17 protein-coding genes are annotated in these 26350 nt (G+C 73.9%); 5 read left to right on the top strand and 12 right to left on the bottom strand.

Features of this window, described 5'->3' with window-relative positions:
* Positions 1-78: 78 nt before the first annotated feature.
* From AB0I11_RS11990 to AB0I11_RS11975, 4 genes are all read right to left on the bottom strand, one after another.
* Positions 79-2520 (bottom strand): glycoside hydrolase family 2 protein, encoded by a 2442-nt coding sequence (locus AB0I11_RS11990; RefSeq protein ID WP_357317575.1) that lies wholly within the window; start codon positions 2518-2520, stop codon positions 79-81.
* Positions 2517-3416, bottom strand: coding sequence for a carbohydrate ABC transporter permease (locus tag AB0I11_RS11985; protein ID WP_357317572.1), 900 nt, complete (start codon positions 3414-3416; stop codon positions 2517-2519). The genes AB0I11_RS11990 and AB0I11_RS11985 overlap by 4 nt, the downstream gene beginning before the upstream one ends.
* A 55-nt stretch (positions 3417-3471) precedes the next feature.
* On the bottom strand, positions 3472-4488 hold the full coding sequence (locus AB0I11_RS11980) for a sugar ABC transporter permease (RefSeq protein WP_357317569.1): 1017 nt from the start codon (positions 4486-4488) through the stop codon (positions 3472-3474).
* A gap of 82 nt (positions 4489-4570) precedes the next feature.
* Positions 4571-5854, bottom strand: a complete 1284-nt coding sequence (locus AB0I11_RS11975) for an extracellular solute-binding protein (RefSeq protein ID WP_357317565.1) — start codon at positions 5852-5854, stop codon at positions 4571-4573.
* Between the two features lie 384 nt (positions 5855-6238).
* Here AB0I11_RS11975 and AB0I11_RS11970 point away from each other — a divergent pair, with 384 nt between their 5' ends.
* The gene (locus AB0I11_RS11970) at positions 6239-7258 is read left to right on the top strand and encodes a LacI family DNA-binding transcriptional regulator (RefSeq protein ID WP_357317561.1); all 1020 of its coding nucleotides are present in this window, start codon (positions 6239-6241) and stop codon (positions 7256-7258) included.
* 66 nt (positions 7259-7324) lie between these two features.
* Here the strand turns inward: AB0I11_RS11970 and AB0I11_RS11965 are convergent, their stop codons facing one another.
* A complete protein-coding gene (locus AB0I11_RS11965) occupies positions 7325-9703 on the bottom strand; it encodes a GGDEF and EAL domain-containing protein (protein WP_357317558.1) in 2379 nt (792 codons plus the stop codon).
* A gap of 239 nt (positions 9704-9942) precedes the next feature.
* Between AB0I11_RS11965 and AB0I11_RS11960 the strand changes: the two genes are divergently transcribed.
* Entirely contained in the window at positions 9943-10320 is a 378-nt protein-coding gene (locus tag AB0I11_RS11960; RefSeq protein WP_357317555.1) for a PH domain-containing protein, read from the top strand.
* An 11-nt stretch (positions 10321-10331) separates the two neighbouring features.
* Here AB0I11_RS11960 and AB0I11_RS11955 read toward each other — a convergent pair whose 3' ends face one another.
* On the bottom strand, positions 10332-11258 hold the full coding sequence (locus tag AB0I11_RS11955) for a 2-hydroxyacid dehydrogenase (RefSeq protein ID WP_357317552.1): 927 nt from the start codon (positions 11256-11258) through the stop codon (positions 10332-10334).
* A 164-nt stretch (positions 11259-11422) separates the two neighbouring features.
* Between AB0I11_RS11955 and AB0I11_RS11950 the strand changes: the two genes are divergently transcribed.
* Both AB0I11_RS11950 and AB0I11_RS11945 read left to right on the top strand, forming a co-directional pair.
* On the top strand, positions 11423-12598 hold the full coding sequence (locus AB0I11_RS11950) for a PQQ-dependent sugar dehydrogenase (RefSeq protein ID WP_357317549.1): 1176 nt from the start codon (positions 11423-11425) through the stop codon (positions 12596-12598).
* A gap of 122 nt (positions 12599-12720) precedes the next feature.
* Positions 12721-14349 carry a metallophosphoesterase gene (locus AB0I11_RS11945; protein WP_357317546.1) on the top strand — a complete coding sequence of 543 codons (1629 nt, stop codon included), beginning with the start codon at positions 12721-12723 and terminating at the stop codon, positions 14347-14349.
* A gap of 493 nt (positions 14350-14842) precedes the next feature.
* Here the strand turns inward: AB0I11_RS11945 and AB0I11_RS11940 are convergent, their stop codons facing one another.
* The 6 genes from AB0I11_RS11940 to ligA all read right to left on the bottom strand — a co-directional run bounded on the left by AB0I11_RS11940 (position 14843) and on the right by ligA (position 25769).
* Complete coding sequence (locus tag AB0I11_RS11940) at positions 14843-17200, bottom strand: pyruvate dehydrogenase (RefSeq protein WP_357317543.1); 2358 nt, start codon at positions 17198-17200, stop codon at positions 14843-14845.
* Positions 17201-17321: 121 nt separating this feature from the next.
* Entirely contained in the window at positions 17322-18821 is a 1500-nt protein-coding gene (gene gatB / locus AB0I11_RS11935) for an Asp-tRNA(Asn)/Glu-tRNA(Gln) amidotransferase subunit GatB (protein ID WP_357317540.1), read from the bottom strand.
* A 13-nt stretch (positions 18822-18834) separates the two neighbouring features.
* Positions 18835-20310, bottom strand: a complete 1476-nt coding sequence (gene gatA, locus AB0I11_RS11930; protein ID WP_357317537.1) for an Asp-tRNA(Asn)/Glu-tRNA(Gln) amidotransferase subunit GatA — start codon at positions 20308-20310, stop codon at positions 18835-18837.
* Complete coding sequence (gene gatC / locus AB0I11_RS11925; protein ID WP_357317534.1) at positions 20307-20612, bottom strand: Asp-tRNA(Asn)/Glu-tRNA(Gln) amidotransferase subunit GatC; 306 nt, start codon at positions 20610-20612, stop codon at positions 20307-20309. Before gatC ends, gatA begins: the two co-directional genes overlap by 4 nt.
* Positions 20613-20755: 143 nt before the next feature.
* Positions 20756-23470 (bottom strand): EAL domain-containing protein, encoded by a 2715-nt coding sequence (locus AB0I11_RS11920; protein WP_357317531.1) that lies wholly within the window; start codon positions 23468-23470, stop codon positions 20756-20758.
* 163 nt (positions 23471-23633) lie between these two features.
* Complete coding sequence (gene ligA, locus AB0I11_RS11915) at positions 23634-25769, bottom strand: NAD-dependent DNA ligase LigA (RefSeq protein ID WP_357317528.1); 2136 nt, start codon at positions 25767-25769, stop codon at positions 23634-23636.
* A gap of 254 nt (positions 25770-26023) precedes the next feature.
* On the opposite strand from ligA, the gene AB0I11_RS11910 reads away from it, so the two are divergent.
* Entirely contained in the window at positions 26024-26347 is a 324-nt protein-coding gene (locus tag AB0I11_RS11910; RefSeq protein WP_357317525.1) for a hypothetical protein, read from the top strand.
* Positions 26348-26350: the final 3 nt, after the last annotated feature.

Raw genomic sequence — 26350 nt, 5'->3', positions numbered from 1 at the left:
AACATCCCTCCCCGAGACCCTGAAGACTTTAGCACTTGCAAAATTCTTCAACTCGGGTGCGGGGCCGGGCCCCGCCGGTCACCTGTCGTTGACGCAGCGCAGCACCGGGCGGCGGGTCAGCGCCACCGGATCGAGCGGGGCGTCCGCGCGTACCGTGAACGTCGCCGACTCTCCCGGCAGCAGGGTGACCAGGGCCTGGTCCACCTGCGCCGACGGGTCGAGCCGGTCCGGGTACACGGTCAGGTCGCGCAGCACCGTCCGGGCGGTGACCCGGACCCGCTGGCCGTCGCCGGCCGGCTCGACCGTGGCGTCCAACCCCGCCGCCGGCCACTGGACCTCCCGGTCCTCGGCGAAGAACCACAGCGCCCGCTCCGCGGTGTCGCCGGCCTCCGCGACCAGCAGCTCGCGCCGGGCCTCGTCCGGCCGCGTCAGCTCCGCCGGCAGCGCCAGCACCACCGAGGAGTACGCCGGCACGTCCAGCTCCACCGAGGTCTTCGCCCGCGGCTCCCCGTCCAGCACCAGCCGGGTGACCGTGGCCGGCGCGCGCCACACCCCGGCGGTCTCGTTCACCGCGACCAGCGCCAGCCCGCCGCCGCGCGGCTGCACGGTCAACAGCCGGTCGGCGTACGCGCGGCGCAGCGCGTACCAGAGTGGTTTGCGCCGGCCGTCGCCGTCCACCGCCGACCAGGAGGTGACCGGCCAGCAGTCGTTGAGCTGCCAGACGATGGTGCCCATACAGACCGGCCGGAGCGACCGGAAGTGCTCGACGCCGACCTGGATGGCGCGGGCCTGGTTGAGCTGGGTGTAGTAGTGCCAGTCGTCGAAGTCGGCCGGGGCCGGCAGGTGCGCGTCCAGCCCGCGCTGGAGCTTCCGGTCGCCGTCGATCGCCTTCTGGTGGTGGGCCATCCCCGGCGAGTCGGCCGCCAGCGGCCGGTCGGAGATCGACCGGCGCAGGGTCGCGTACGCCGGCGGTGCCTGGTAGCCGAACTCGGCGACGAATCGCGGCCGGTACTCCCGGTACTTCAGGTAGTCGTCGGTGTTCCAGACGTCCCAGATGTGCATGGTGCCGTGCGCCGGGTCGTTGGGGTGGATCTCCTCGCGGCCCGACCAGGGGCTGCCCGGCCAGTACGGCCGGGTCGGGTCCAGCTCACCGACGATCCGGGGCAGCAGGTCCAGGTAGTAGCCCCGCCCCCAGGTGCGGCCGGCGAGCGGCTCCTGCCAGTCCCAGTCGTGCCAGCCCCAGATGTTCTCGTTGTTGCCCGTCCAGAGCACCAGCGAGGGGTGCGCGGCGAGTTGGGTGACCTGTTCCCGGGCCTCCGCCTCGACCTCGGTGCGGAACGGCTCCTCCTCCGGGTACGCGGCGCAGGCGAAGAGGAAGTCCTGCTGCACCAGCAGGCCCAGCTCGTCGGCCAACCGGTAGAAGTCCGCCGACTCGTACCGGCCGCCGCCCCAGACCCGGAGCAGGTTCACGTTCGCCCCGAGCGCCTGGCCGAACCGCTCGGCCAGCCGGGACCGGGTGACCCGGTTCGGGAACGCGTCGTCCGGGATCCAGTTGACGCCCCGGACGAACACCGGCACCTCGTTGACGTGCAGGGTGAACGCCGAGCCGTGCGCGTCCGGGGCGGTGTCCAGGCGTACCGAGCGGAAACCGATCCGGCGGGACCAGGCGTCCAGCGTCCGGCCGTCCGCCGCGCGCAGGGCCACCTCAAGGTCGTACAGCGGCTGCTCGCCGTACCCCGCGGGCCACCACAGCTCGGGGTCCGCGACGGTGAGTGTCGCCACGGCCGCGCGCTCCCCCGCCGGCACGGTGACCTCGACGGCCACGCCGGCCACCGCGGCGTGCACGGTCAGCGGCCCCTCGGCCGCCCGCTCGACCTCGACGTGCACCGCCACCCGGCCGGTGCCCCCGGCGACGGTGACCAGCGGGCGGACCGTCGCCAGCCGGGCGGTCGACCAGGAGTGCAGGCCGATCTCCTGCCAGATGCCGGCGGTGACCACGGTGGGTCCCCAGTCCCAGCCGAAGTTGCAGGCCGTCTTGCGGATGAAGGCGAACGGCTCCGGGTAGGCGTTCGGCCGGTCGCCGAGCCGGTCCCGGTGCGCCTCGGCGTAGCGGTAGGCCGAGTCGAAGCGGACGGTCAGCGTGTTCGCGCCGGGGCGCAGCAGCGCACCGACCGGGAACCGGTAGCCGCGGTGCTGGTTCTCGGTGCGGCCGACCTCGACGCCGTTCACAGCGACCGTGGCGACCGTGTCCAGCCCGGCGCAGACCAGGTCGACCCGGTCGTGGTCGCCCGGCTGCCAGGCGAAGGTGGTCTCGTAGCGCCAGTCGGTCCGGCCGATCCAGCCGAGCCGGTTCTCGTTGTCGTCCAGGTACGGGTCGGCGATGAGGCCGGCGGCCAGCAGGTCGGTGTGCACACAGCCGGGCACGGTGGCCGGTACCGCCTGCCCGGCGACCTCCGGCGGCACCTGCGGACCCGGTACGGCCCGCAGCACCCAACCCTCGGTCAACTCCTGCCACGTCACGACTTCACCGCGCCTTCCATGATTCCGCGGACGATCTGACGTCCACCGATGAACAGCATGACCAGCAGGGGGGCGGTGGCGATGAGCGCGCCGGCCAGCACCCGCCGGTAGATCACATAATTGCCGCTGGCCAGGTCGGAGACCGCCACCATCGAGGTCGGGAAGTCGGTGCCGCCCAACGTGATCAGCGGCCACTGGAAGTCGTTCCAGGTGGCCACGAAGGTGAGCAGGCCGAGCACCGCGAGGGCCGGGCGGATCGCGGGCAGCACGATGGTGCCGTACACCCGCATGGTGGTGGCGCCGTCCACCCGGGCCGACTCGACCAGCTCGTCCGGGACGGTGTTCAGGATGAACTGCCGCATGTAGAACACGCCGAACGCGGTGACCAGGCCGGGGGCGATGACCGCGAGCAGCGTGCCGTTCCAGCCGAGCTTGCCCATCACGATGTAGAGCGCCACGATGCCGAGCTGGTTCGGCACGGTCAGGGTCAGCACCACGAAGAGCATGAGCGCACGGCTGCCCCGGAACCGCAGCTTGGCGAAGGCGAACCCGGCCAGCGAACAGAAGAAGAGCACCGAGGCGGTCACCACGGTCGAGACGATGACGCTGTTGACCAGCGAGGCGGCGAAGTAGACGTCCTGGAGGGAGAAGACCTCCTCGACGTTGGTCAGGAACCGGTCGCCCGGGACGATCGCCGGCGGCAGCTTGGCGAGCGCCTCGTCGTCGCTGGTGGCGATGACGAACATCCAGTACAGCGGGAACGCCGCGAACAGCATCGTCACGGCGAGGAACAGGTAGCTCCAGAACCCGGCCGCGGTGTCCTGCGGGGCCCGGCCCATCAGCCGGGGCCGGCGGCGGGCCGGTGCGGCGGTACGCGGGGGTGCCACGGCGGTCATCAGAGCCTCCTTTCGTTCGCGACTGCGGTACTCCGCTGCGCTGCGTTCCTCGCGCTCACCGGTTGCCTCCTCCGGACAGGCGGTTCGTCAGCAGATAGTTGATGCCGGCGACGATCAGGATGATCAGGAAGAGCGCCCAGGACATCGCCGCGGCGTAGCCGAGGTTGAGGTCCTTCCAGCCGACCTTGTAGATGAGCTGGGCGATGGTCTGCCACTCGCCGTTCGGCCCACCGGTGGCGGCCTGCGCGTTCGGGTCGAAGAGCATCGGCTCGGTGAAGAGCTGGAGCCCGCCGATCGTGGAGAGGATCACGGTGAAGAGCACGACCGGCTGGATCATCGGCACGGTGATCCGCCAGAGCTGCTTCCAGGGCCCGGCGCCGTCGATCGCGGCCGCCTCGTAGACGTCCCGCGGGATGGACTGCATGGCCGCCAGGTAGAGCAGGGCGTTGTAGCCGATCCACTTCCAGTTGACCATCGTGGCGACGGCGATCCAGGCGTGCAGCTTGTCGGCCCGCCAGTCGATCGGGTCGTCCGGGCCGCCGAGGCCGACCAGGCCGAGCACCCAGTTGGCCATGCCGAAGTCGCGGGAGAAGAAGACGCTGAACACCATCGTGGAGGCGACGATCGGCGTCACGTACGGCAGCAGCACCCCGACCCGCCACCAGGTCTGCGCCCGCAGCCGACGGTTGAGCAGCGCGGCGACCACCAGCGCGAGCAGCAGTTGCGGCACCGAGGAGAGCAGGAAGATGCCGAAGGTGTTGTAGAGGGCGTTCCAGAAGTCCTCGTCACCGACGAGCTTGCCGAAGTTCTCGAACCCGGCCCAGTACGGCAGCGTCGGGTCGTCGAGCCGGTAGTTGCGCAGCGAGACCACGCCGTTGTAGAGCAGCGGGAAGAGCCCGAACACGATGAACAGCAGGAAGAACGGCGCGACCATCAGGTACGGCAGGTAGCGCAGGTCGAAGCGGTACAGCCGGTCGCGCCAGGTCAGCCGCCGGTGGTCGGCGCCGGAGCGGCCGCGCCTCGGCGCGGAACCAGGGCTCGACGGCGCGGGCGCGGCACGGGTGGTGGACATCGGAACACTCCAGGGCCGGGATCGGGTGACGGGTGAGGCGGTGGCGGAGCGGGCCACCGCCCGCCCCGCCACCGGTGCTGCGTCAGGAGTTGGCGGCCTTCTCGGCCTGCTTGACCGCCTCGCCCCAGGCGGCGTCCGGCTTCAGGCTCTTGTTCTGCACCCGGGTGATGACGTTCTCCACGGCGACCCGGGTCGGGCCGTTCTTCTTGCCGAGGTACTGCGGGGTCAGGCCCTGGGCCATCTTCGGGAAGATCTGCCCGACCGGCGCGTTGTTGAAGAACGGGTTCTTGAAGTCGGCGATCGCCGGGTCGGCGTAGAGCGCCGGCTGCGAGGGCAGGTTGCCGACCTTCTTGAAGATCTCGATCTGCTGCTCGGGCGCGACCAGCCACTTCAGTAGCTGGTACGCCTCGTCGACGTGCTTGCCCTGCTTGGGAATGGTCAGGAACGAGCCGCCCCAGTTGCCGCCGCCGCCAGGGACCGCGGCGATGTCCCACTTGCCCTCGGTGCCGGGGGCGGTGTCCTTGATGTGGCCGAGCATCCACGCCGGGCAGGCGAGCACCGCGAAGGAGCCGCTGGTGAAGCCCTTGTCCCAGTCGGCCTGGAAGCTGGCCAGGTTGGCCGACAGACCGGCCTGGACCGCCTTGACGGTGTAGTCGAAGGCGACCTTCGGGCCGCCGTCCATCTGGAGCTGGTCCTGCTCGTTGAAGAAACCGACCGGCTGCTGGCCGAGGATCGGGTTGAACAGGTTGGTGCCGGAGTCGATGAACTTCTTCTTGGTCTTGCCGGTGTACTCCTGGCCGACCTCGATGAACTTGTCCCAGGTGGGCCAGAGCGCGGAGACCTGGTCGCGCTCTGTGGGCAGGCCGGCGGCCTTGAACAGGTCGGTCCGGTAGCACATCGCCAGGCCGCCGACGTCGGTGCCGAGGCCGATCTGGGTCTTGCCGTCGGCCGACAGGGACTGCTTCCACTTCCAGGGCAGGTACTTGCTCTCGTACTCCCCGGCGCCCTTGTCCAGCAGGTTGACGAACTTGTCGGACTGGCTGCGGAACTGGACCATGAAGCCCTCGTCGATGGCCGCGATGTCCGGTGCGCCGTTGCCGGCGACCAGCTTCTTCTGCAGGTCCTCGTGCTGGGCGTTGTACTCGCCGGAGTTCAGCTGGATCTTGATGTTCGGGTGGTCGGCCTCGTACCGGGTCTTCAGGTCCTGGAGCCCGAAGTCGCCCCAGAAGTTGATTTTCAAGGTGACCTGGCCACCCGCCGAGTCACCGCCGCCGGTGGTGCTCTTGCCGCTGCACGCCGCGACCATGACCAGGCTTACTGCACCCACGGCGGCCACCCGGGCCCAGTGCGTCCAGGACCGTCTCATGTCATCCTCCGCGCCAAATGGGAACGCTCCCGAGATAGAGGAACGTTGACTGAACCGGATAAGTGAGCACACCGTACGGTCCGCCCTCTGGGCTGTCAACGGGCGGTTAACGGCGCGGTCCGTCGATGACCTTCTCGGCGCTCTGAGAGCGCAATGTTGACTGGTGGAGCGCTTTCTGGCGCACGATCGGGAGCGGAGGGGTGGCGACGCTCCCCCGGTCGACCCGTACGCTTAACCGCGCAAGTGACCGGCCCTCCGGTCCGGTTCCGAAGCTCCGCCAGGGCGACGGGCCGGTCGGCCCGGTGCAGTAGCGTGGCAGCCGCCGGTCGAACCGGCGGCGGACGGACCGCCCCGACGGGGCCCGAGAAGTGGAGGAGCGCGCCGGTGAAGCGGCCGACCATCGCCGATGTCGCCCGGCGCGCCGGGGTCTCCAAGGGCGCGGTCTCCTACGCGCTGAACGGGCAGCCCGGCGTCTCCGAGGCGACCCGCCAGCGCATCCTGGCGATCGCCGCCGAGATCGGCTTCAGCCCGAGCAGCGCGGCCCGGGCGCTCTCCGGCGCCACCGCCAAGGCGGTCGGTCTGGCCCTGTGCCGGCCGGCCCGGATACTGGGCATCGAGCCCTTCTTCATGGAGCTGATCAGCGGCGTCGAGGCCGAACTCTCCGCCCGCTCGTACGCGCTGACCCTCCAGGTGGTCGCCGACCACGAGGCGGAGATCGCGGTCTACCGGCGGTGGTGGGCCGAGCGCCGGGTGGACGGCGTCTTCGTCTGCGACCTGCGCACCGACGACCGGCGGGTGCCGGCGCTGGAGGAACTGCAACTGCCCGCCGTGGTGATCGGCGGCCCCGGCCACACCGGCAGCCTGGCCAGCGTCTGGTCCGACGACGCGGCGGCGCTGGTGGAGACCGTGGAATACCTGGTCGCGCTCGGGCACCGGCGGATCGCCCGGGTCGGCGGGCTGCCCTCACTGCTGCACACCGAGATCCGCACCGAGGCGTTCGCCGAGGTGTGCCGGCGGCTGGGGCTCGCCGACGCCGCCACGGTCTGGTCCGACTACACCGGCGAGGAGGGGGCGCGGGCCACCCGCCGGCTGCTCAGCTCCGCCCAGCGGCCGACCGCGGTGATCTACGACAACGACGTGATGGCCATCGCCGGGCTCTCGGTCGCCCAGGAGATGGGGCTCGCCGTGCCCGGCGACCTGTCCATCGTGGCCTGGGACGACTCCCCACTCTGTCAGCTCGTGCACCCGCCGCTGACCGCGCTCGGCCGGGACATCCCGGCGTACGGCGCGCACGCCGCCCGGCAACTGCTCGCCGTGATCGCCGGCGAGCCGGTCAGCGGGCTGCAGGACGAGACGGCGCACCTCACCCCGCGCGGCAGCACCGCCCCGCCGCAGAGTCGGTGAACCGGTCCAGTCCGGCCCGGAACGGTGCCTGCCCCCGGCGAGCGGCCCGGCCCGGTCGTCGGCAGCTCAGCGGGTCGAGGGGAACTCCTCGAACCACGCCTCGACCCGCTCCGCGGTCGCCGGCCGGGCGAGCGCGAAACCCTGCCCGTACCGGCAGCCGGCACGGCGCGCCCCGGCCACCTGGGCGTCCGACTCCAACCCCTCCACCACCACCTCCACGCCCAGCCGGTCGCCCAGGGCGGCCACCACGTCGATCAGCGGGCGCTGCCCGTCCGGCACCGGCCCGACCAGGTGCGGGCCGACCTTGAGCAGGTCGATCGGCAGCCGCCGGAGCTGGGCCAGGGAGGCGTGCTCGGCCCGGAAGTCGTCCAGCGCGGTACGCACCCCGAGGGAGCGGAGACCGGCGAACCGGGCCACCACGGTGGGCAGCTCGGCGGCCACCACCGGCTCGGCCACCTCCACCACCAGCCGCTCGGGCGGCACGTCGTACGCGGCCAGCGCGGTCGCGGTGCGGGCCACGAAGTCGGGCGCGGACAGCTCGCGGGGCGTCACGTTGACCGCCATCCACAGCTCCCGGCCCCCGTCCGACCAGTTGGCGAGCTGCCGGCAGGCCCGGTCCAGCACCCAGCGCCCCACCTCCCCGGCGAGGTCCAGATCCGCCGCCACCGGCAGCACCTCGTCCGGCAGCACCGTGCCCAGCACCGGGCTGCGCCAGCGCAGCAGCGCCTCGGTGCCCACCGGCAGCCGGTCGGCCAGCGCCAGCACCGGCTGGTAGACCAGGTCCAGCTCGCCCCGGGCGACCGCGCCGGGCAGCTCCCGCTCCAGGTCCAGCCGGCGGACGAGCTGCTCCTCCAGGTACGCGTCGTACCACTCGACCCGGTCCCGGCCGAGCTGCACCGCGCGCCGCCGGGCGAGTTCCGCCTGCCGCAGCACGTCCTCCGGGTCGCCGCCGGTGGTCTCGGCCAGCCCGACGCTGACCCGCAGCCGGGCCGCCCCGGCGGGCTGCGGGAACGGCTCGGTCAGCGCCGCCAGCAGCCGGTCGCCCAGGCCGTAGGCGAGCACCGGCCCGACGTCGGTGAGCACCGCGAACTCGGTGCCGGAGAGGCGGGCCACCAGGTCACCCGGACCGCGACCGGCCTGTAGCCGGCGGGCCACCTGGGCGAGCAGCGGGGCGACCGGCGCGTCGTCCGCCGCGTGCAGGTCCACCACGAGCAGCGCGCCGCCCTCCCGCCCGGCGAGCCGGCGCAGCAGCTCGCGCCGGTCGGCCAGGGTCGCGAGCGGGTCGGCGGCCGGCCCATCCAGGGCCGGCCGGCCGGCGCCGGCCAGCACGCCCAGCCGGGCCTCCCGGGCGGCCAGCCGTTCGGCGCGCCGCCGCTGGTCCGCCGCGGCGAGCACCTCCCGCAGCACCATGGGCGGGATGACGGTCAGCCCGAGCACCATCTCCGCGCCGGAGAACTCCCCCACCAGCCACAGGTGGGCGCCGGCGGCGAGCGCGGCGATGCCGGCCGGCCCGGTCAACGCCGGCCAGGCCGCCGGCGGCCCACCCGGCGCGGGCCGCTCGCCGGCCGCCACGCGCCGGGCGCCCGCAGCGGTGAGCAGGGCCCCGAGCAGCAGCGGCGGCGCGACCAGGAGCACCGCCCGCTCCGGCGCCTCGTAGGCGAGCAGCACCACGAGCACGGTGAGCCCGCCCAGGGTGGCCGCCGCGCCGCCGAAGCAGCGGGCCGCGCCCGGCCGGCGCCGCCGCTCGGCCAGCGCCGCGGCGAGCAGCACCGCCAGCCCGAACGCGCCGGCGGCGGTGACCGGACGCGCGACCGGCGGCCCGGCCCCCGGCGGCAGCAGCACACAGCCGGCGAAGGCCAGGCTGACCCCGAGGCCGACGACATCGACGGTGCGGCGCATCCGCGCCGCCCGGGAGAGCCGGGACCGGCCGGGCAGCCGGAGCAGGGCCACCGCGTACAGGGGCAGGCTGACGGCCAGGCCGATCAGGGCGACCACCAGCCGGTGTGGCGCCCCGGTCAGCGGCAGCACGGCCACACTGAGCCCGGCGACCAGCACCGCGGCGTCCAGGAGCGCCGCGACGCGCCGCGACAGCGCGATCCGGCGGGCCTGCCGGCCGGTCGGCGTCCCGCCGGGCGTCGGCGCGTTCCCGGCGCCCCGGGACGCTTCGGAACCCGGCAGCGTCCCGGGAGCGGGCGGGGCGGCGGGAGGGGGCGGGCCGGGTGCGCGGGTGGCGGCCGGGCTGCCGGCCAGCCAGGCGAGCCGGACGCAGGCCAGGGCGCAGCCGGCGGCGACGGCGAGCGCCACGGCCGAGTGGGCCGGGACCAGGCCGACGGCCCCGGCCAGGACGAGCAGGGTGCCGGCCAGCGACACGTGGAGGTCGGCCAGCGGTGGACGGCGACGGGGTGGGCGGCGACGGGGTGGGGTGGCGGGGTGAGTGACGAGCACGGCGATCGCCTTCGTGAGGGGGCACGGGGCGGTGCGGTTGCGGTGCGGCGTGCGGGGTGGTGCGGTCGGGGGTGACGGTCGCGGACGACGCCGGGTGGGCCGGCGCGGCCACGCCTAGAAACGATCCTCGATACGAGACGTTACGCGGTTACACAGTGACCTTCGTCACAGCGCTTTCGAAGGTGCCGGTAGTCCCGCCCGCCGGGATCCCCGCCAGCCCGGGGTGCGATCATCGGAGGGTGAGCCGCGCCGAGACCGTCCACTTCCGCCGCAACCAGGCGATCCTGGTCGCCGCGATCGTCGCGCTCATCGGCGCGCTGCCGCTGGCCAGCGCCCGCTGGTGGCTGTCCTGGGTACTGCTCCTGCCCCTCGCCGTGGCGATCTGGGCCTGGCGCTCCGGCACCGACGCCGACGCCCGCGAGCTGCGGTTGCGCGCGCTCCTCGGGCAACGGCGGATCCCCTGGCAGCGGGTGGCCGAGCTGACCGCCGACGATCGCGGGCGGGCCCTCGTCCGGCTCGACGACGGCGAGGTGCTGGTGCTCCCGGCGGTACGCGCCGGCGACCTGCCCCGGCTGGTCGCCGCCACCGGGCAGGAGCTCACCGAGGGCGCCGGCTGAGCGACGGGCGCTCAGTACCCGTCCACCACCCGGTGCACCAGCGGCTCCCCCGCCACGAAGCGGCGCAGTTGCGCCCCCACCAGCCGGTACGCCCGCGGCAGCAGGCCGCGTACCGAGCCGGCCACGTGCGGGGTGAGCAGCACGTTCGGCAGCTCCCACAGGGGATGGTCGGCGGGTAGCGGCTCTGGATCGGTGACGTCCAGCGCGGCCCGCAGCCGGCCGGAGGCCAGCTCGGCGACCAGCGCCGACGTCCGGGCCACCGGGCCCCGGGCGGCGTTGACCAGCAGCGCCCCGTCCGGCATGGCGGCCAGGAACTTCTCGTCGACCAGCCCTCGGGTCTGCTCGGTGAGCGGCACCAGCAGCACCACCACGTCCGCCTCGGGCAGCAGCCCGGGCAGCTCGTCCACCCCGTACACCCGCTCGGCGGGGCGCGGCGTGCGGGCGACCAGGGTGAAGTCGACCTCGAACGGGGCCAGCCGGGCCTGGACCGCGGCGCCGATCGAGCCCGCGCCGACGATCAGCACCCGCTTGCCGGCCAGCTCGTCGGTCGGCGCCACCTCGTCGTACGCCCACTCCCGGCGGGCCTGCGCCCGGGCCAGTGGCCCGAAGCCGCGCAGCGCGGACAGGATCGCCGCGACCACCCACTCGGCGGTCGCCGAGTCGTGCACGCCCCGGGCGTCGCAGAGCGTCACCCCGGAGGGGACCCGGCCCACCCAGGCGTCCGCGCCGGCGGAGAGCAGTTGCACCACCTCGACGTCAGGCAGTTCGGCGAGGAGCGCCCCGGCGGCCGGGCCGGAGAGGAAGGGCGGCACCCAGAACCGCACCCCGGACGGGGACGACGGGAGCCGGGCCGGGTCCTCCAGCAGCTCCACCGTGACACCGGGCGGCAGCTCGCCGAGCAGCTCCCGGCCGGACCGATGCGGGATCCATACCTTCACGACCGCCGACGATAGCCGGGCGACCCCCTGCCGCCGCAGCCGGACGGGTGGACCGAACGGCGGACCCGACCGGCGACGACGGGCAGGTCGAGCTGGTCGGGCGGCACCGACCGCCCGGACGCCGGCGGGCCCGGATTCACGCTCATCCGGCTAGGCTGGGCCGGGTGAGCGCGCGTCCCCCGTACCACCGCCCCCGCCGCCTCCGGGCGGCGCTCGCGGCGTCCTGCGCGGCGCTGCTGCTGGGCACCGCCGGCTGCGCTTTCGGCGAGCCCGAACCGGACCCGGCCGGCGAGCCGCCGAACCTGCCGACCCCCTCCGCGTCGGCGAGCCCGGGCGGCGCCGGCCAGCAGGTGGTCGCCACCGTGCTGGCCAAGGGGCTCACCGTGCCGTGGGCGATCGCCTTCCTGCCGGACGGCGCCGCGCTGGTCACCGAGCGCAACAGCGGCCGGATCCTCCGGGTCGGTCCGGGATCCGGGCCGGAGGGCCTGACCGTCACCGTGGCGCAGACCGTGCCCGACGTGGCGGCCGGCGGCGAGGCCGGGCTGCTCGGCATCGCGGTCTCCCCGGCCTATGCGCGGGACCGCACGGTCTTCATCTACTACACCGCCGAGCAGGACAACCGGATCGCCAAGCTGGAGCTGGGCAAGCCACCCACCCCGATCCTCACCGGCATTCCCAAGGCCGGCAACCACGACGGTGGCGGCCTGGGCTTCGGCCCCGACGGCTTCCTCTACGCCAGTACCGGCGACGCCGGCCGGTCCGCCGCCGCGCAGGACCCGAAGAGCCTCGGCGGCAAGATCCTGCGGATCACCCGGGACGGCAAGGCCGCCCCCGGCAATCCCACCCCCGGCTCCCCGGTCTGGTCGCTCGGGCACCGGAACGTGCAGGGCTTCGCCTGGACGCCGGAGAAGCGGATGTACGCCGTCGAGTTCGGCCAGAACACCTGGGACGAGATCAACCAGATCGACAAGGGCCGCAACTACGGCTGGCCGCAGGTGGAGGGGCGCGCCGACGACAAGCGCTACGTCAACCCGATCACCCAGTGGCGGACCGCCGACGCGTCCTGCTCGGGGCTGGCCGCCGTGCAGCGGCTGCTGGTCACCGCCTGCCTGCGCGGCGAGCGGCTCTGGCTGGTCGAACTGACCGGCAACGGCACCGTGCTCGGGCAGCCACGGGCCCTGCTCACCGGCAAGTACGGCCGGCTGCGGGCCGCCGCGGCGGCCCCGGACGGCTCGATCTGGGTGACCACCTCCAACCGGGACGGGCGGGGCAAGCCGGCGCCGGAGGACGACCGGATCCTGCGGCTGGTCTTCGCGGACGGCGGCGCCGGCCGAAGTTGACCGCCCCGCCCCTCGGTCGCCGCGCGGCGCCAGACGCGCCGAACTGGAGTTGTCGGACGTGAGAAGCTCGACGCTTCCCGCGGTTTCCCAAGATCCGTCGACGGGCAGGACAGAATCTCAGCATGGACGGCCAGGAGAACGAGCAGCGCAGCACCGGGGACGAGGCGGCCCCGGCCACCGGGCGCGCCCGCCGCTGGGCGTCGCGACCGCGGCGGAACGGACGGCCGCCGGGCTGGCTGCGCCGGCTCGGCACGGTGCTGGCCCTGCTCGTGGTCACGCTGGCCGGAGTCGTCGGCGGCACGTACGCCGGCGGGCATGTCAGCACCGACATCGGGCCGTTCCGGGCGCAGCTCAACCTCAGCCCCTCGCTGAGCGGCGGGACGACCGTGGACGTACCGCCGCTGGGCGCACTGCTGCTCGACAGCCACGACGGGCCGGCCTACCTGACCGTCGAGCTGGGTGCGCTCGACCAGCGGCGTACCGAGGCGCTGATCGACGACCCGGCGAGCATCAGCCGGGCCAGCCAGTCCGCCGTCGAGGACGTCCGCTCCGGGGTGATGCGCCTCGGGCTGCGGACGCTCGCCTCAGTGGTGCTGGCCACCGTGCTGCTGGCCGGGCTGGTCTTCCGGGACGTCCGCCGGATGGCCTGGGCCGGCGGGCTCGCGCTCGTGGTCGGTGCCGGCAGCCTCGGGCTGGCCGCCGCCACCGTCCGCCCGCAGGCCATCGAGGAGCCCCGTTACGAAGGGCTGCTGGTCAACGCCCCGGCCATCGTGGGTGACGCGCGGCGCATCGCCAACGACTACACCCGCTACGCCGAGCAGCTCCAGCGGCTGGTGGGCAACGTCAGCAAGCTCTACACCACGGTCTCTTCCCTGCCGCTGGTCCAGCCGTCGCCGGGGACCACCCGGGTGCTGCACGTCTCCGACATGCACCTCAACCCGACGGGCTGGCAGCTGATCCGCACGGTGGTGGAGCAGTTCAACATCGACGTGGTGATCGACACCGGGGACATCACCGACTGGGGCAGCGAGCCGGAGGCGTCCTTCGTCGGCTCGATCGGCCTGCTGAAGAAGCCGTACGTCTACATCCGGGGCAACCACGACTCGGCGAAGACGGCGGCGGCGGTCGACCAGCAGCCCAACGCCATTGTGCTGGACAACTCCACCGTCACCGTGTCCGGGCTGACCATCGCCGGCATCGGCGACCCCCGGTTCACCCCGGACAAGGAGACCTCCCCGGCCGGCAGCGGGCTCACCAAGCAGGTCGCCGAGCAGGTGATCGGGGTCGGCGAGCAGCTCGCCACCACGGTCAACAAATCGCCCCGGAAGGTGGACATCGCCCTGGTGCACGATCCGGCCTCGGCCGGGCCGCTCTCCGGCACCTGCCCGCTCGTCCTCGCCGGGCACGCCCATGCCCGCCAGGTGTCGAAGCTGCCGCAGGTGCCGGGCAAGCAACCGACCACACTGATGGTGGAGGGCTCCACGGGCGGTGCCGGGCTGCGCGGCCTGGAGGGCGAGAAGCCCACCCCGCTGACCATGTCGGTGCTCTACTTCGACCAGCAGAAACTGCTCCAGGCGTACGACGACATCACCGTCGGCGGCACCGGTCAGTCGCAGGTCAACCTGGAACGGCACGTGATCCAGGACCCGAAGAAGGGCGACCAGGTGCCGGTCACCCCCACCCCGACCCGGGGCGGTTCGGAGTCCCCGGTCCCGCCCTCCTCCTCCCCCAGCCCCACCACCACGGGTTGAGGCAGCCCGGCTCGCCGCTGGCGTCGCCGCACGCTCAATCACTGGGGGTAATCTCCCCGGCCCCGGACGGCCGGCCAGTTTTCTGCCTTTGCTCTGCAGCCATCGGCGCAGCGGTACACGGACCGTCACCGCTGCGCCGATGGCTGCAGAGCGGCATCAGAGGGAAATAGCAGCTCAGGTGGGTGCTGCGTATACGGCTGCAGAGCAAAGCGGCGACGGGCATTCCCTGCCGCCCCGGAATGGCCACCACTCAGAGTCATCAGGACCGCCGTTACGGAGCGCAATCGTCAGCGCCCGGCGGGCCAGCGGTGCCGGCCCTGCCGCCGGCTGCCACCGCTGGCCGACCGACCGGGCCACCCCAAGCCCTCCCCCGCGGGCTCTCGCGGCCCCGCCGTCGGCGAAGGGGCCGCGAAGAGGCCGCCGAAGAGGCCGGCGAAGGGGCCGCGAGGAGGCTGGCGCAGAGCGGAGACGGAAGGGCGCCGGCGGCGCCGGGTCAGCGCAGTGAGAGCGCGGCCAGCGCGGCGTTGACGATGCTGCCGGGGAGCAGGTCGTGCAGCTCGTACAGCTCCGCGACGCTGCCGGACTGGCCGAACTCGTCGACCCCGAGCGGGACCGCCGGGGCGCCGAGCGCGGAACCGAGCCAGGCCATCGCGTGCGAGGCCGCGTCGTGCACGGTCACCACCGGGACCCGGTCGGCGAACGTCGAGCGCAGCGCGCCGGGCACGCTCGGCACGGTCGCCGTCCGCACCCCCTGGCGCAGGGTCCGCTGCCAGGCCCCGTAGAGCCGGTCCAGGCTGGTCACGTCGACCACGTGCGCCGCGACCCCCTCCTCCGCCAGCTCCGCGGCGGCCGCCAGCACCTCGGGCAGCACCGCGCCGGAGGCGGCGAGCTGCACGACCGGGGCGTCCGCCAGCTGCGGGTACGCCTCGTGCGCGTCCACCAGCCGGTACGCGCCGGCCACCACCTGCCGGCGCAGCACGGCGTCACCGACCCGGGCCCGGGCCGCCTCGAAGGGCGCCTGGTCGATCGGGCGGGTGCTGAGCCGGAAGTAGTACGCCCCGTCCTCGGCCGGCGCGGCCGTGGCCGCCGGCGCCGCCCCCTGGGCGATCTGGCCGAGCGCGTCGCAGAGCAGCCAGTCGAGGCTGCCGGCGTACGCCGGCTCCAGGAAGGTGACCCCGGGCAGCTCCAGGCCGACGGAGGCGGTGATGGTGGACTGGTGCGCGCCGCCCTCCGGGGCCAGCGTGATGCCGGACGGGGTGCCGGCCACCACGAACCGGGAACCGGAGTACGTGCCGTAGAGGAAGGCGTCCAGCCCGCGCAGCACGAACGGGTCGTAGACGGTGCCCACCGGCAGCAGGGGCTGACCGGACAGGTCCCACGACAGCCCGAGCTGGCCGAGCAGCAGGAACAGGTTCATCTCCGAGATGCCCAGCTCGATGTGCTGGCCGGCGGGGCTCTCCGTCCAGCGCAGCATCCGGTCCTCGGTCCAGGACCGCTGCTCGGTGGGAGCGAACACGCCGGTCTTGTTGATGAACCCGGCCAGGTTGGTCGAGGTGGCCACGTCCGGGGCGGTGGTGACCAGGTACGGCGCCACCTGCGGGTCGCGGGCCAGGTCGACCAGCACCCGGCCGAAGACCTCCTGGGTGGAGACCGGCTTGTTCGCGCGTACCCGGGTGGTCTCCGGCACGGTGACGCCCAGCGCCCGCTCGCGCGGCGCGCGGGACAGCGCCTCCCGGCGCTCGCCGGCCCGGATGCCGGCCTCCGACGCCGGGTCGAGGCGGTCCCACTCGGTCTCGGCGGTCAGGCCGTGCGCCGCCCGCAGCGCGTCGACCTGCTCGGTGCTGAGCAGGGCCGAGTGGTTGCGCGGGTTGCCGGCGATCGGCAGCCCCCACCCCTTCACCGTGTACGCGAAGACGACGCTGGGCCGGTCGGTGACCGCGTCGCACTGGGCGTACGCGTCGAGCATGGCTTCCAGGTCGTGCCCGCCCAGGTCGGTGACGAGCGGGCCCAGTTCGTCGTCGGGGATGTCGGCCACGAAGGCCGCCACCTCGGCCGGCGCGCCGTCCAGGAACTGCTTGCGCAGGGCCGGCCCGGCCAGCCCGAACAGCGACTGGTACTGCTCGTTCGGCATCAGGTCGATCCAGTCGCGCAGCGCCGCGCCGCCCGGCCGGGCGTACGCCTCAGCCAGCTTGCGGCCGTACTTGACCTCGACGACGTGCCAGCCGGCGGCCTCGAACTGGCCCCGCCACTGGTTGATCCGCACCCCGGGGACGACCCGGTCCAGCGACTGGCGGTTGAAGTCGACCAGCCACATCACGTTGCCCAGGCCGGTGGTGGCCGGGTCGGCGACCGCCTCCCAGATGTTCCCCTCGTCCAGCTCCGCGTCACCGATCAGCGCGACGAACCGGGAGTGCGGTCGGGCGCCGAAGTGCGCGTCCACGTAGCGGCGGGTCACCGCGGCGAACAGCGGGGCGGCGGCACCCAGACCGACCGAGCCGGTGGAGAAGTCCACCCCGTCCGGGTCCTTGGTCCGCGACGGGTACGACTGGAGTCCGCCGCGCGCCCGCAGCTTCGGCAGGTACGACCGGTCGAGGTTGCCGAGCAGGTACTGGATGGCGTGGAAGACCGGCGAGGCGTGCGGCTTCACCGCGACCCGGTCCTCGCCGTCCAGGTGGTGGAACCAGAGCGCGGTCATCGCGGTGACCAGCGAGGCGCTGGACGCCTGGTGACCGCCCACCTTCACCCCGTCGCCAGTGTCCCGGTCGTGGTTGGCGGCATCCACGATGCGGGTGGCGAGCCAGAGCACCCGGCGCTGGATCTCGTCGAGGACGTCGAGGTCGTGCTGGTTCACGGTGACTCCATCCGGGCGTCGCCGTTGACGCCCTCGCGAGGGGGTGGCGCGGATCGCGCGCGTACTCCGGGGAGGTCGAAAGGCCGCCACCGGGTCACGGCGGCGGCCCTCCGGGTGGGGCTCAGCCCTGGGCGCCGAGGCGCTCCAGGATCAGCTCGCGGACGGTCTTGGCGTCCGCTTGGCCGCGGGTGGTCTTCATGACCGCGCCGACCAGCGCGCCGGCCGCCGCGACCTTGCCGCTGCGAACCTTGTCGGCGACGTCCGGGTTGGCGGCGATGGCCTCGTCCACGGCGGCGGTGAGCGCCCCGGTGTCCGAGACGACCTCCAGCCCCCGGTTGGTCATGATCTCGGTCGGCGAGCCCTCGCCGGCCACCACACCCTCCAGCACGGCCCGGGCCAGCTTGTCGTTGAGCTTGCCGGCGTCGACCAGGCCCTGCAGCTCGGCGACCTGGGCCGGCGTGGCGCCCACGTCGGCCAGCTCCCCGCCGGTCTCGTTGGCGCGGCGGGACAGCTCGCCCAGCCACCACTTGCGGGCCGCGGCCGGGGTGGCGCCGGCGGCCACGGTCGCCTCGATCAGCTCGACCGCGCCGGCGTTGACCACCGACTGCATGTCCAGGTCGGACAGGCCCCAGTCCTGCTGGATCCGCTTGCGGCGCAGCCGCGGCAGCTCCGGCAGGGCCGCCTTCAGCTCGGCCACCCAGGCGGTGTCCGGCGCCAGCGGCACCAGGTCCGGCTCCGGGAAGTAGCGGTAGTCGGTGGCGGTCTCCTTGGACCGGCCCGACGTGGTGTCGCCGGTGTCCTCGTGGAAGTGCCGGGTCTCCTGGACGATCCGGCCGCCCGCGTCCAGCACCGACGCCTGGCGCAGCATCTCCGAGCGGACCGCCCGCTCGACCGAGCGCAGCGAGTTGACGTTCTTGGTCTCGGTGCGGGTGCCCCACTCCGCGCCCGGCAGGTTCAGCGAGGTGTTCACGTCGCAGCGCAGCGAGCCCTCCTCCATCCGGACGTCGGAGACGCCCAGCGAGCGGATCACGTCGCGCAGTTCCGTGACGTACGCCCGGGCCACCTCCGGCGCGAGCGCGCCGGTGCCCGGGATCGGCTTGGTGACGATCTCGACCAGCGGGATGCCGGCCCGGTTGTAGTCGACCAGCGACTCGGTGGCCCCGTGGATACGGCCGGTGGCGCCGCCGACGTGCAGCGTCTTGCCGGTGTCCTCCTCCAGGTGCACCCGCTCGATGCCGATCCGCACGAGTTCCCCGTTGACCTCGACGTCCAGGTAGCCGTCGAAGCAGAGCGGCTCGTCGTACTGGCTGATCTGGAAGTTCTTCGGCATGTCCGGGTAGAAGTAGTTCTTCCGGGCGAACCGGCACCACTCGGCGATCGAGCAGTTCAGCGCCAGCCCGATCCGGATGGTCGCCTCGATGGCCGCCTTGTTGGCCACCGGCAGCGAGCCGGGCAGACCCAGGCAGACCGGGCAGACCCGGGTGTTCGGCTCGCCGCCGAAGTCGGTCGGGCAGCCACACCACATCTTGGTGTTCGTGCCCAGCTCGACGTGGGTCTCCAGACCGATCACCGGTTCGTAGCGCGCCACGACCTCGTCGTACGCGGGCAGTGTCGTCGTCATCGGTGCTCCTGCCTCACAGTGCCGGTGGGGTGAAGGTGCCGACCGTGGACTCCAGCGCGGCGGCGACCCGGTACATCCGGTCGTCGGCCATGGTCGGGGCCATGATCTGGAAGCCGACCGGCAGCCCGTCGGCCAGGCCGCACGGCACCGAGATCGCCGGCCCGCCGTACAGGTTGGTCGGGATGGTGAACAGGTCGGCCAGGTACATCTGGTACGGGTCCGACGTGCGGGCCCCGATCGGGAAGGCCACGAACGGGGTGGTCGGCGAGATCAGCGCGTCCACCTGCTCGAACGCCGCGGTGAAGTCCCGGGTGATCAGGGTACGGACCTTCTGCGCCTGCCCGTAGTAGGCGTCGTAGTAGCCCGAGGAGAGCGCGTACGTGCCGAGCATGATGCGCCGCTTCACCTCGGGGCCGAAGCCGGCCTCGCGGGTCAGCGACATGACCTCCTCCAGCGACCGGTTGCCGTCGTCGCCGACCCGCAGGCCGAACCGGACGCCGTCGAACCGGGCCAGGTTGGAGGAGCACTCGCTCGGCGCGATCAGGTAGTAGGCCGGCAGCGCGTACCTGAAGTGCGGGCAGGAGACCTCGACGATCTCGGCGCCCAGCTTCGCGAGGGCCTCCACCGACTCGCGGAACGCGGCCATCACGCCCGGCTCGGCGCCCTCGCCGGTGAACTCGGTGACCACGCCGAGCTTCACGCCGGTCAGGTCGCCGTTCGCGCCGAGCTTCGCGGCGGCCACCACGTCCGGCACCGGGGCCGGGATCGAGGTGGAGTCGCGCGGGTCGTGACCGCCGATCACCTGGTGCAGCAGCGCGGCGTCCAGCACGGTACGCGCGCACGGGCCGGGCGTGTCCAGCGACGAGGAGAACGCGACCAGCCCGTACCGGGAGGTGCCGCCGTAGGTGGGCTTCGCGCCGACCGTGCCGGTGACCGCGCCCGGCTGGCGGATCGAGCCGCCGGTGTCCGAGCCGATCGAGAGCGGCGCCTCGTACGCGGCCAGCGCCGCGGCGCTGCCGCCACCCGACCCGCCCGGGATGCGCTCCAGGTCCCACGGGTTACGGGTCGGCCCGTACGCGGAGTATTCGGTGGAGGAGCCCATGGCGAACTCGTCCATGTTGGTCTTGCCGAGCATCACCGTGCCGGCCTCGCGCAGCCGCTGCACGATCGTGGCGTCGTACGGCGGGCGCCAGCCCTCCAGGATCTTCGAGCCGACGGTGGTCGGCACGCCCTTCGTGGCCAGCACGTCCTTCACGGCGACCGGCACGCCCGCGAGCGGGCCCAGCTCGGCGCCGGCGGCCCGGCGCTCGTCCACCTCGCGGGCGGCCGCGAGGGCGCCCTCGGTGTCGACGTGCAGGAAGGCGTGGACCCGGTCCTCGACGGCGGCGATCCGGTCCAGGTGGGCCCGGGTCACCTCGACGGCCGAGGTCTCCCCGGTGGCCACCAGCCCGGCGATCTCCGCGGCGGTCAGCTTGGTCAGGTCGCTCATGAGGCCACATCCTCGTCCAGGATCCGCGGGACGCGGAACCGCTGCTCCTCGGCGTCGGGCGCGCCCGAGAGCACCTCCTGCGGGGTCAGGCAGGGCGTCACCACGTCCTCGCGGAGCACGTTGGTCAGCGGCACCGAGTGGGAGGTCGGCGGGATGTTCGCCGCGGCGACCTCGCCGACCTGGGCGACCGACTGGAGGATCACGTCCAGCTGACCGGCGAAGGTGTCCAACTCCTCCTCGGTGACGGCGAGCCGCGACAGTCGCGCGAGGTGCGCGACCTCCTCGCGGGAGATGGCGGCCATCGGCTGCCCCCTTCAGTGGCTTGTCCTGCTGCGTCTGCGGTGTGCCGGCCGCGCGTGCCACGGTTGACGATGACGCGCGGTGACCGGAGCGAGTCTATTGTCCCGCCGTCGCCCCGACGCCCCCGACTCCCCCGCGGCCCCGTTCAGCGGGACGGGCGGCGGGGGCCGTCGCCGTCGGCCGGGCCCGCCGGCCGGACCGGGCGGTACCGGGACAGCCAGGCGACCAGGTCGGCGGCGGGCATGGGCCGGGCGTGGAACCAGCCCTGGGCCACGTCGCAGCCGGCCGCGTGGAGCAGCCGCCAGGTGCGCTCGTCCTCCACGCCCTCGGCGACCACCCGCAGGCCGAGCGCGCCGGCCAGCTCGATCATCGACCGGACGATCGCCGCGTCGTCCGGATCGTCGGCCATGCCGAGGACGAACGACCGGTCGACCTTCACCTCGGACAGCGGCAGCCGGCGCAGGTGCTGCAGGGACGAGTACCCGGTGCCGAAGTCGTCCAGCGCGATGCCGACGCCGATCCGGTGCAGCTGGGTGATGCTGGCCAGCACCCGCCGCGGATCGGCCATCAGGGCACCCTCGGTGATCTCCACCTGGAGCCGGTCCGGGCTGACGCCGTACCGGGTGAGCCGGTCGGCGATCTGGTCGGCGATCTCGCCGGTGTGCAGGTCACGCACGCTGACGTTGAGCGCCGCGCGGAGCGTGATGCCGGCCGCCGACCACTTCGCCACCTGCTCCACCACGTCGTCGACCACCCGGCGGGTGAGCAGCCGCATCACCGCGCTCTGCTCGGCGACCTGGATCAGCTCCCCCGGGTCGACCATGCCGCGGCGCGGATGCCGCCAGCGCAGCAGCGCCTCCACCCCGACGACCTCGCCGGTCGCGATGGCGATCTGCGGCTGGTAGTACATGGTGATCTCGCCCGGGTCGCCCGCCGGACCGTTCCCGGGGCCGCCGCCGGCCACCCCGCCCGGACCCGCCGCACCGGGCACGCCCGCCCGGGGGTCGGCCGGCCGCCGGCCGTTCCCGCCCGGCCGGGGCGGGGCGGGGTCGGTCACGGCGCCCGGTCCCGGACCGGTGGCCGCCGCCTGCTCGCCGGCCTCGCCGGCACCGCCTCGCGGCCGGCCGGTGAGGTCGTCGGTCGTCCCGCCGTCCCGGTCCAGCGGCGGGGCGGACGTGGGGGCGAGGCGGGCGGCGGCGGTGGACGCCTCCGGGAGCCGGGCGGCGTCACCGGCGACCCCCACCGGCTCCTCGGCGGCGAGCGCGCGGGACCGCCGGCGGATCGGGTCGGCGCTCGTGACGATCCGGTTGATCAGCTCGTCGTCGGCCCGCCCCTCCACCCGGGCCGGCCGGCGGCGCAGCCAGCGCCGCCGCGACCCGTCGCCGGGGCGGGCCGGCCGACCCCGGCCGCCGTTGCGGGCGACCGCGTCGCCGCGGGCGGTCCGGCCCGGGTTGGCCAGGCCCGGCGCGGGCGCCAGGGCCGCGCCGTCGCCGCCGCGTACGCCGGGGGTTGGCTCCTCGACCCGGCGCGGCGTGGCCTCCAGGACCCGGCGCGGCGTGGCCTCCAGCACCCGGCGCAGGTCGGCCAGGAGGCTGAGCCGCTCCGCCGAGTTGTGGTCGGACTCGGCCGCGTAGACGGCGACCGTGTCGTTGCGGTGCTTGGCGTCGTACATGGCCACGTCGGCGTGGCGCATCAGGGTGGCGAAGTCCTCGCCGTGGTCGGGGTAGATCGCCACGCCGATGGAACCGCCGACGTCCAACGGCAGCCCGTCCAGCGGCACCGGCTCGGCGAGCGCGGCGACCACCCGGCCGGCCCGCTCGCGCGCCTGCTCGGCGCCGGTGATCCCGGGTACGACGATGGCGAACTCGTCGCCGCCGAGCCGGGCCAGCAGCTCGCCCTCGCCGACCACCGCGGCCAGCCGGGCGCTCACCTCGACCAGCAGCCGGTCGCCGACCGCGTGCCCGAGCGCGTCGTTGACGTGCTTGAACCGGTCCAGGTCGAGCAGCAGCAGGGCCAGGTGGCCGTCCGACTCACCCCGGGCGGCCCGCTCGGCGTGCAGGTGCACCTGCTCGGCCACCTCGCTGAGCAGGGCCTTGCGGTTGGGCAGGCCGGTGAGCGGGTCGAGCGCGGCCAACTGCTCCCGCTCAGCGGAGAGCCGGGCCATCCGGTAGACCGCGAAGAGCGGCACCAGCACCAGCGGGATCAGCGCGGCGCTGGCCCGGGCGGCGGCCACCAGCACCGGGGCGAGCAGCAGCAGCGACCCGGTGGAGAGCAGCTCGTACGCGAGGCCGAGCCGGACGGTGGGCCACCAGCGGTCCCCGAAGCGCAGCCGGATCGCGGAGCTGACCAGCGCGTAGTTGACCGCGAACCAGGCCGCGGTGGCGGCGCCGACCACGGCCACGTCGGTCCAGTACAGCCGCCCCCCGTCGAAGAGGCCACCGGGCCCCAGCCGGGTCACCGCGTACGCACCGGCGAGGGCGCAGGCGTACTGGGCGGCGTTGAAGGCGGTGCGCCAGGGGGCGTGCCCCATCCGCCAGCCGGAGACGGCCACCGCGACGGCCTGCACCGCCACGGCCGGGCCGAGCCCCCAGCCGAGCAGGATGGCGAAGGTGAAGCAGGTCGACGGGAAGACCGCCGAGCCGGCCCGGCGGCCGGGCGGCAGGAACGGTCGGGCGTCGCAGGCGACGGCGAGCGCCGCCATGGTCCAGAAGGCCGCCGGCATCGCGGACAGCCGCCCGGGGAGCCCGGCCAGCGGCCCGGCCGAGACGAGCACGGCCAGGACACCGACCGCGACCACGAAGCCGAAGAACGGCCCGCTCCGCCCGGGTGGCACGGAGTTTCGCGGATCGGCGGTCTCCATCGCACCTCCCGGGGACAGCCGGGGCGTGCCCCTTCACACGCCGTACGCCAATGAAACGCCCTCGGTGCCGATTTCCCCGACACGACAGTCACGAATCGGTCGTAGTCGTAATTAAGTTGGTATACGCGGCAAGGTCGCGTCAAGATCCAAAATGGCCCGGTGCTCACCCCTCGACGCGGGCCACCTCCCGGGCAGCGTCCGGGCCGGACTCCAGCAGCACCCGGAAGCCGTCCTCGTCGAGGATCGGCAGCTTGAGGCTGGCCGCCTTGTCGGCCTTGCTGCCGGGGTTGTCCCCCACCACCACGAAACTGGTCTTCTTGGAGACCGAGCCGGTGACCTTGCCGCCCTGGCTCTGGATCGCCTCGGACGCCTGATCCCGGCTGAACCCGGCGAGGGTGCCGGTGACCACCACGGTCAGCCCGTCCAGCGGACGCGGCCCCTCCTCGCCGCCCGCCTCGGCCATCCGTACCCCGGCCGCGGCCCACTTGGCCACCACCTCGCGGTGCCAGTCGACGGCGAACCACTCCTTGATGCTCGCCGCGATGGTCGGGCCGACACCATCCACCGAGGACAGCTCCTCCTCGCCGGCGGCCTCGATCGCGTCGATCGAGCGGAAGTGCCGGGCGAGGGCCTGCGCCGCGGTCGGGCCGACGTGCCGGATGGAGAGCGCGACGAGCACCCGCCACAGATCCCGCTCCCGGGCCACCGCCAGGTTGTCCAGCAGCTTGGTGGCGTTGCTGCCGAGCGTGCCGTCCTTGTTGACGAAGAACGGCGCGCGGGCCAACTGCTCGGCGTCGAGCTGGAACAGGTCGCCCTCGTTGGTGATGATCTGCCCGTCCAGCAGCGCGGCCGCGCTCTTCTCGCCGAGCGCCTCGATGTCGAGCACCCGGCGGCTGGCCAGGTAGAAGACCCGCTCCCGGATCTGGCCCGGGCAGCCGCGGGCGTTGGGGCAGCGGATGTCGACGTCGCCCTCCTTGGCCGGCGCCAGCGGGGTGCCGCAGGCCGGGCAGGTGGTGGGCATGACGAACGGGCGGGCGTCGGCGGGGCGCAGGTCGACCACCGGGCCGAGCACCTCCGGGATGACGTCACCGGCCTTGCGCAGCACCACCGTGTCGCCGATCAGCACCCCCTTGCGCTCGACCTCCTGGGCGTTGTGCAGGGTCGCCAGGGCGACCGTGGAGCCGGCCACCCGGACCGGCTCCAGGACGGCGAACGGGGTGACCCGGCCGGTACGCCCGACGTTCACGTCGATGTCGAGCAGCTTGGTGGTCACCTCCTCCGGCGGGTACTTGAAGGCGATCGCCCAGCGCGGCGCGCGGCTGGTCGAGCCGAGCCGGCCCTGGATGGAGACCGGGTCGACCTTCACCACCACGCCGTCGATCTCGTGCTCGACGTCGTGCCGGTGCGTGCCGTAGTAGGCGATGAAGTCCGCCACGCCGGCCAGGTCGGGCACCACCCGCCAGCGGTCGCTGGTCGGCAGCCCCCACGCCGCGAGCGCCGCGTACGCCTCGGACTGCGCGGCCGGCTGGAAGCCCTTCCGGGCGCCGATGCCGTGCACCACGAGGCGCAGCGGCCGGGACGCGGTGACCCGTGGGTCCTTCTGGCGCAGGCTGCCGGCGGCCGCGTTGCGCGGATTGGCGAACGGGGCCTTGCCCTGCTCGACGAGGCCGGCGTTGAGGTCGGCGAAGGCCGCGACCGGGAAGTAGATCTCGCCGCGCACCTCGAGGAACCCGGGCACGTCGGGGAAGTCGTCGGAGGGGGTGAGCCGGGCCGGCACGTCGCGGATGCTGCGCACGTTGGCGGTGACGTCCTCGCCGGTGCGCCCGTCGCCCCGGGTCGCGGCCCGGACCAACCGGCCGTTCTCGTACGTCAGGTTGATGGCCAGGCCGTCGACCTTCAGCTCGCAGAGGTAGGGCACCGGGCCCCCGGCGTCGCGCTCGACGCGCTCGGCCCAGGCCGCCAGCTCCTCGTCGGCGAAGGCGTTGTCCAGCGAGAGCATCCGCTCGGCGTGGGTGACCGGGGTGAAGTCGGTGGAGAAGGTGCCACCGACCCGCTGGGTCGGCGAGTCGGGGGTGCGCAGCGCCGGGTACTCCGCCTCCAGCGCCTCCAGCTCGCGCAGCTGCTGGTCGAACTCGGCGTCGGAGACGATCGGCGCGTCCAGCACGTAGTAGCGGTACTGGTGCTCGGTCAGCTCCTGGCTGAGCGTGGCGTGCCGCTCCCGCGCCTCCGGGGTCGGCTCGGCGCCCGCCGCTGCCTCCTGGGCCGGGCTGACCGCCTGGGGAACCGCTTCTTCGGACACGCTGCCGCCTTCGGCCACCGCTGTCGACCTCCCGTGATCGTGCTACCCCCGAACCGTAGCGGTCGGTACCGACAACCGTCCCGTCACCCGCCTGACCAGGCATCCCGGCCGCGCCGCCGGGCGGCGGGCGGCGCGGCCGGCGAGGACCGCCGGGCCGCCGTGAGCGGGTCGCCGCCGACCGGGCCGGCGACGCTGTGGACGCCGGTACGCCGCCCCCGTCACGCGGCCCGTGGTCGCCCCGCCATAGTGGTGCGGTGACCAGTCGTACCCCCGGGGTCGGGGTGGCGGTGCGGACCCGTCGGCTGCTGGCGGTGCTCGCGTCGGTCGTCGGTGGCCCGTTGTTGCTGCTCTACGGCTACCTGCTGGCCTGGTTCAGCCCCGAGGTCAGCGGGGCGGGCCGGGCCGCCGACCGGGGCGCGGCATCGTGGGTGGTGCTCCTGGTGGCCTGCCTGGCGGCGGCCGGTTGCCTGCTGGCCGGCTGGCTCCGGCTGCGCCGGCCGGGACGCTGGTGGCCCTGGCCGGTCGGGGTCGGGGTGGCGCTGGCGGTGGGCTGGCTCGCCGCCGGCGCCCTGGCCTGAGCC

Source organism: Micromonospora sp. NPDC050495, assembly GCF_040655175.1.
Taxonomy (GTDB): Bacteria; Actinomycetota; Actinomycetes; order Mycobacteriales; family Micromonosporaceae; genus Micromonospora.
This window is presented reverse-complemented; position numbering and strand designations above follow the sequence as displayed.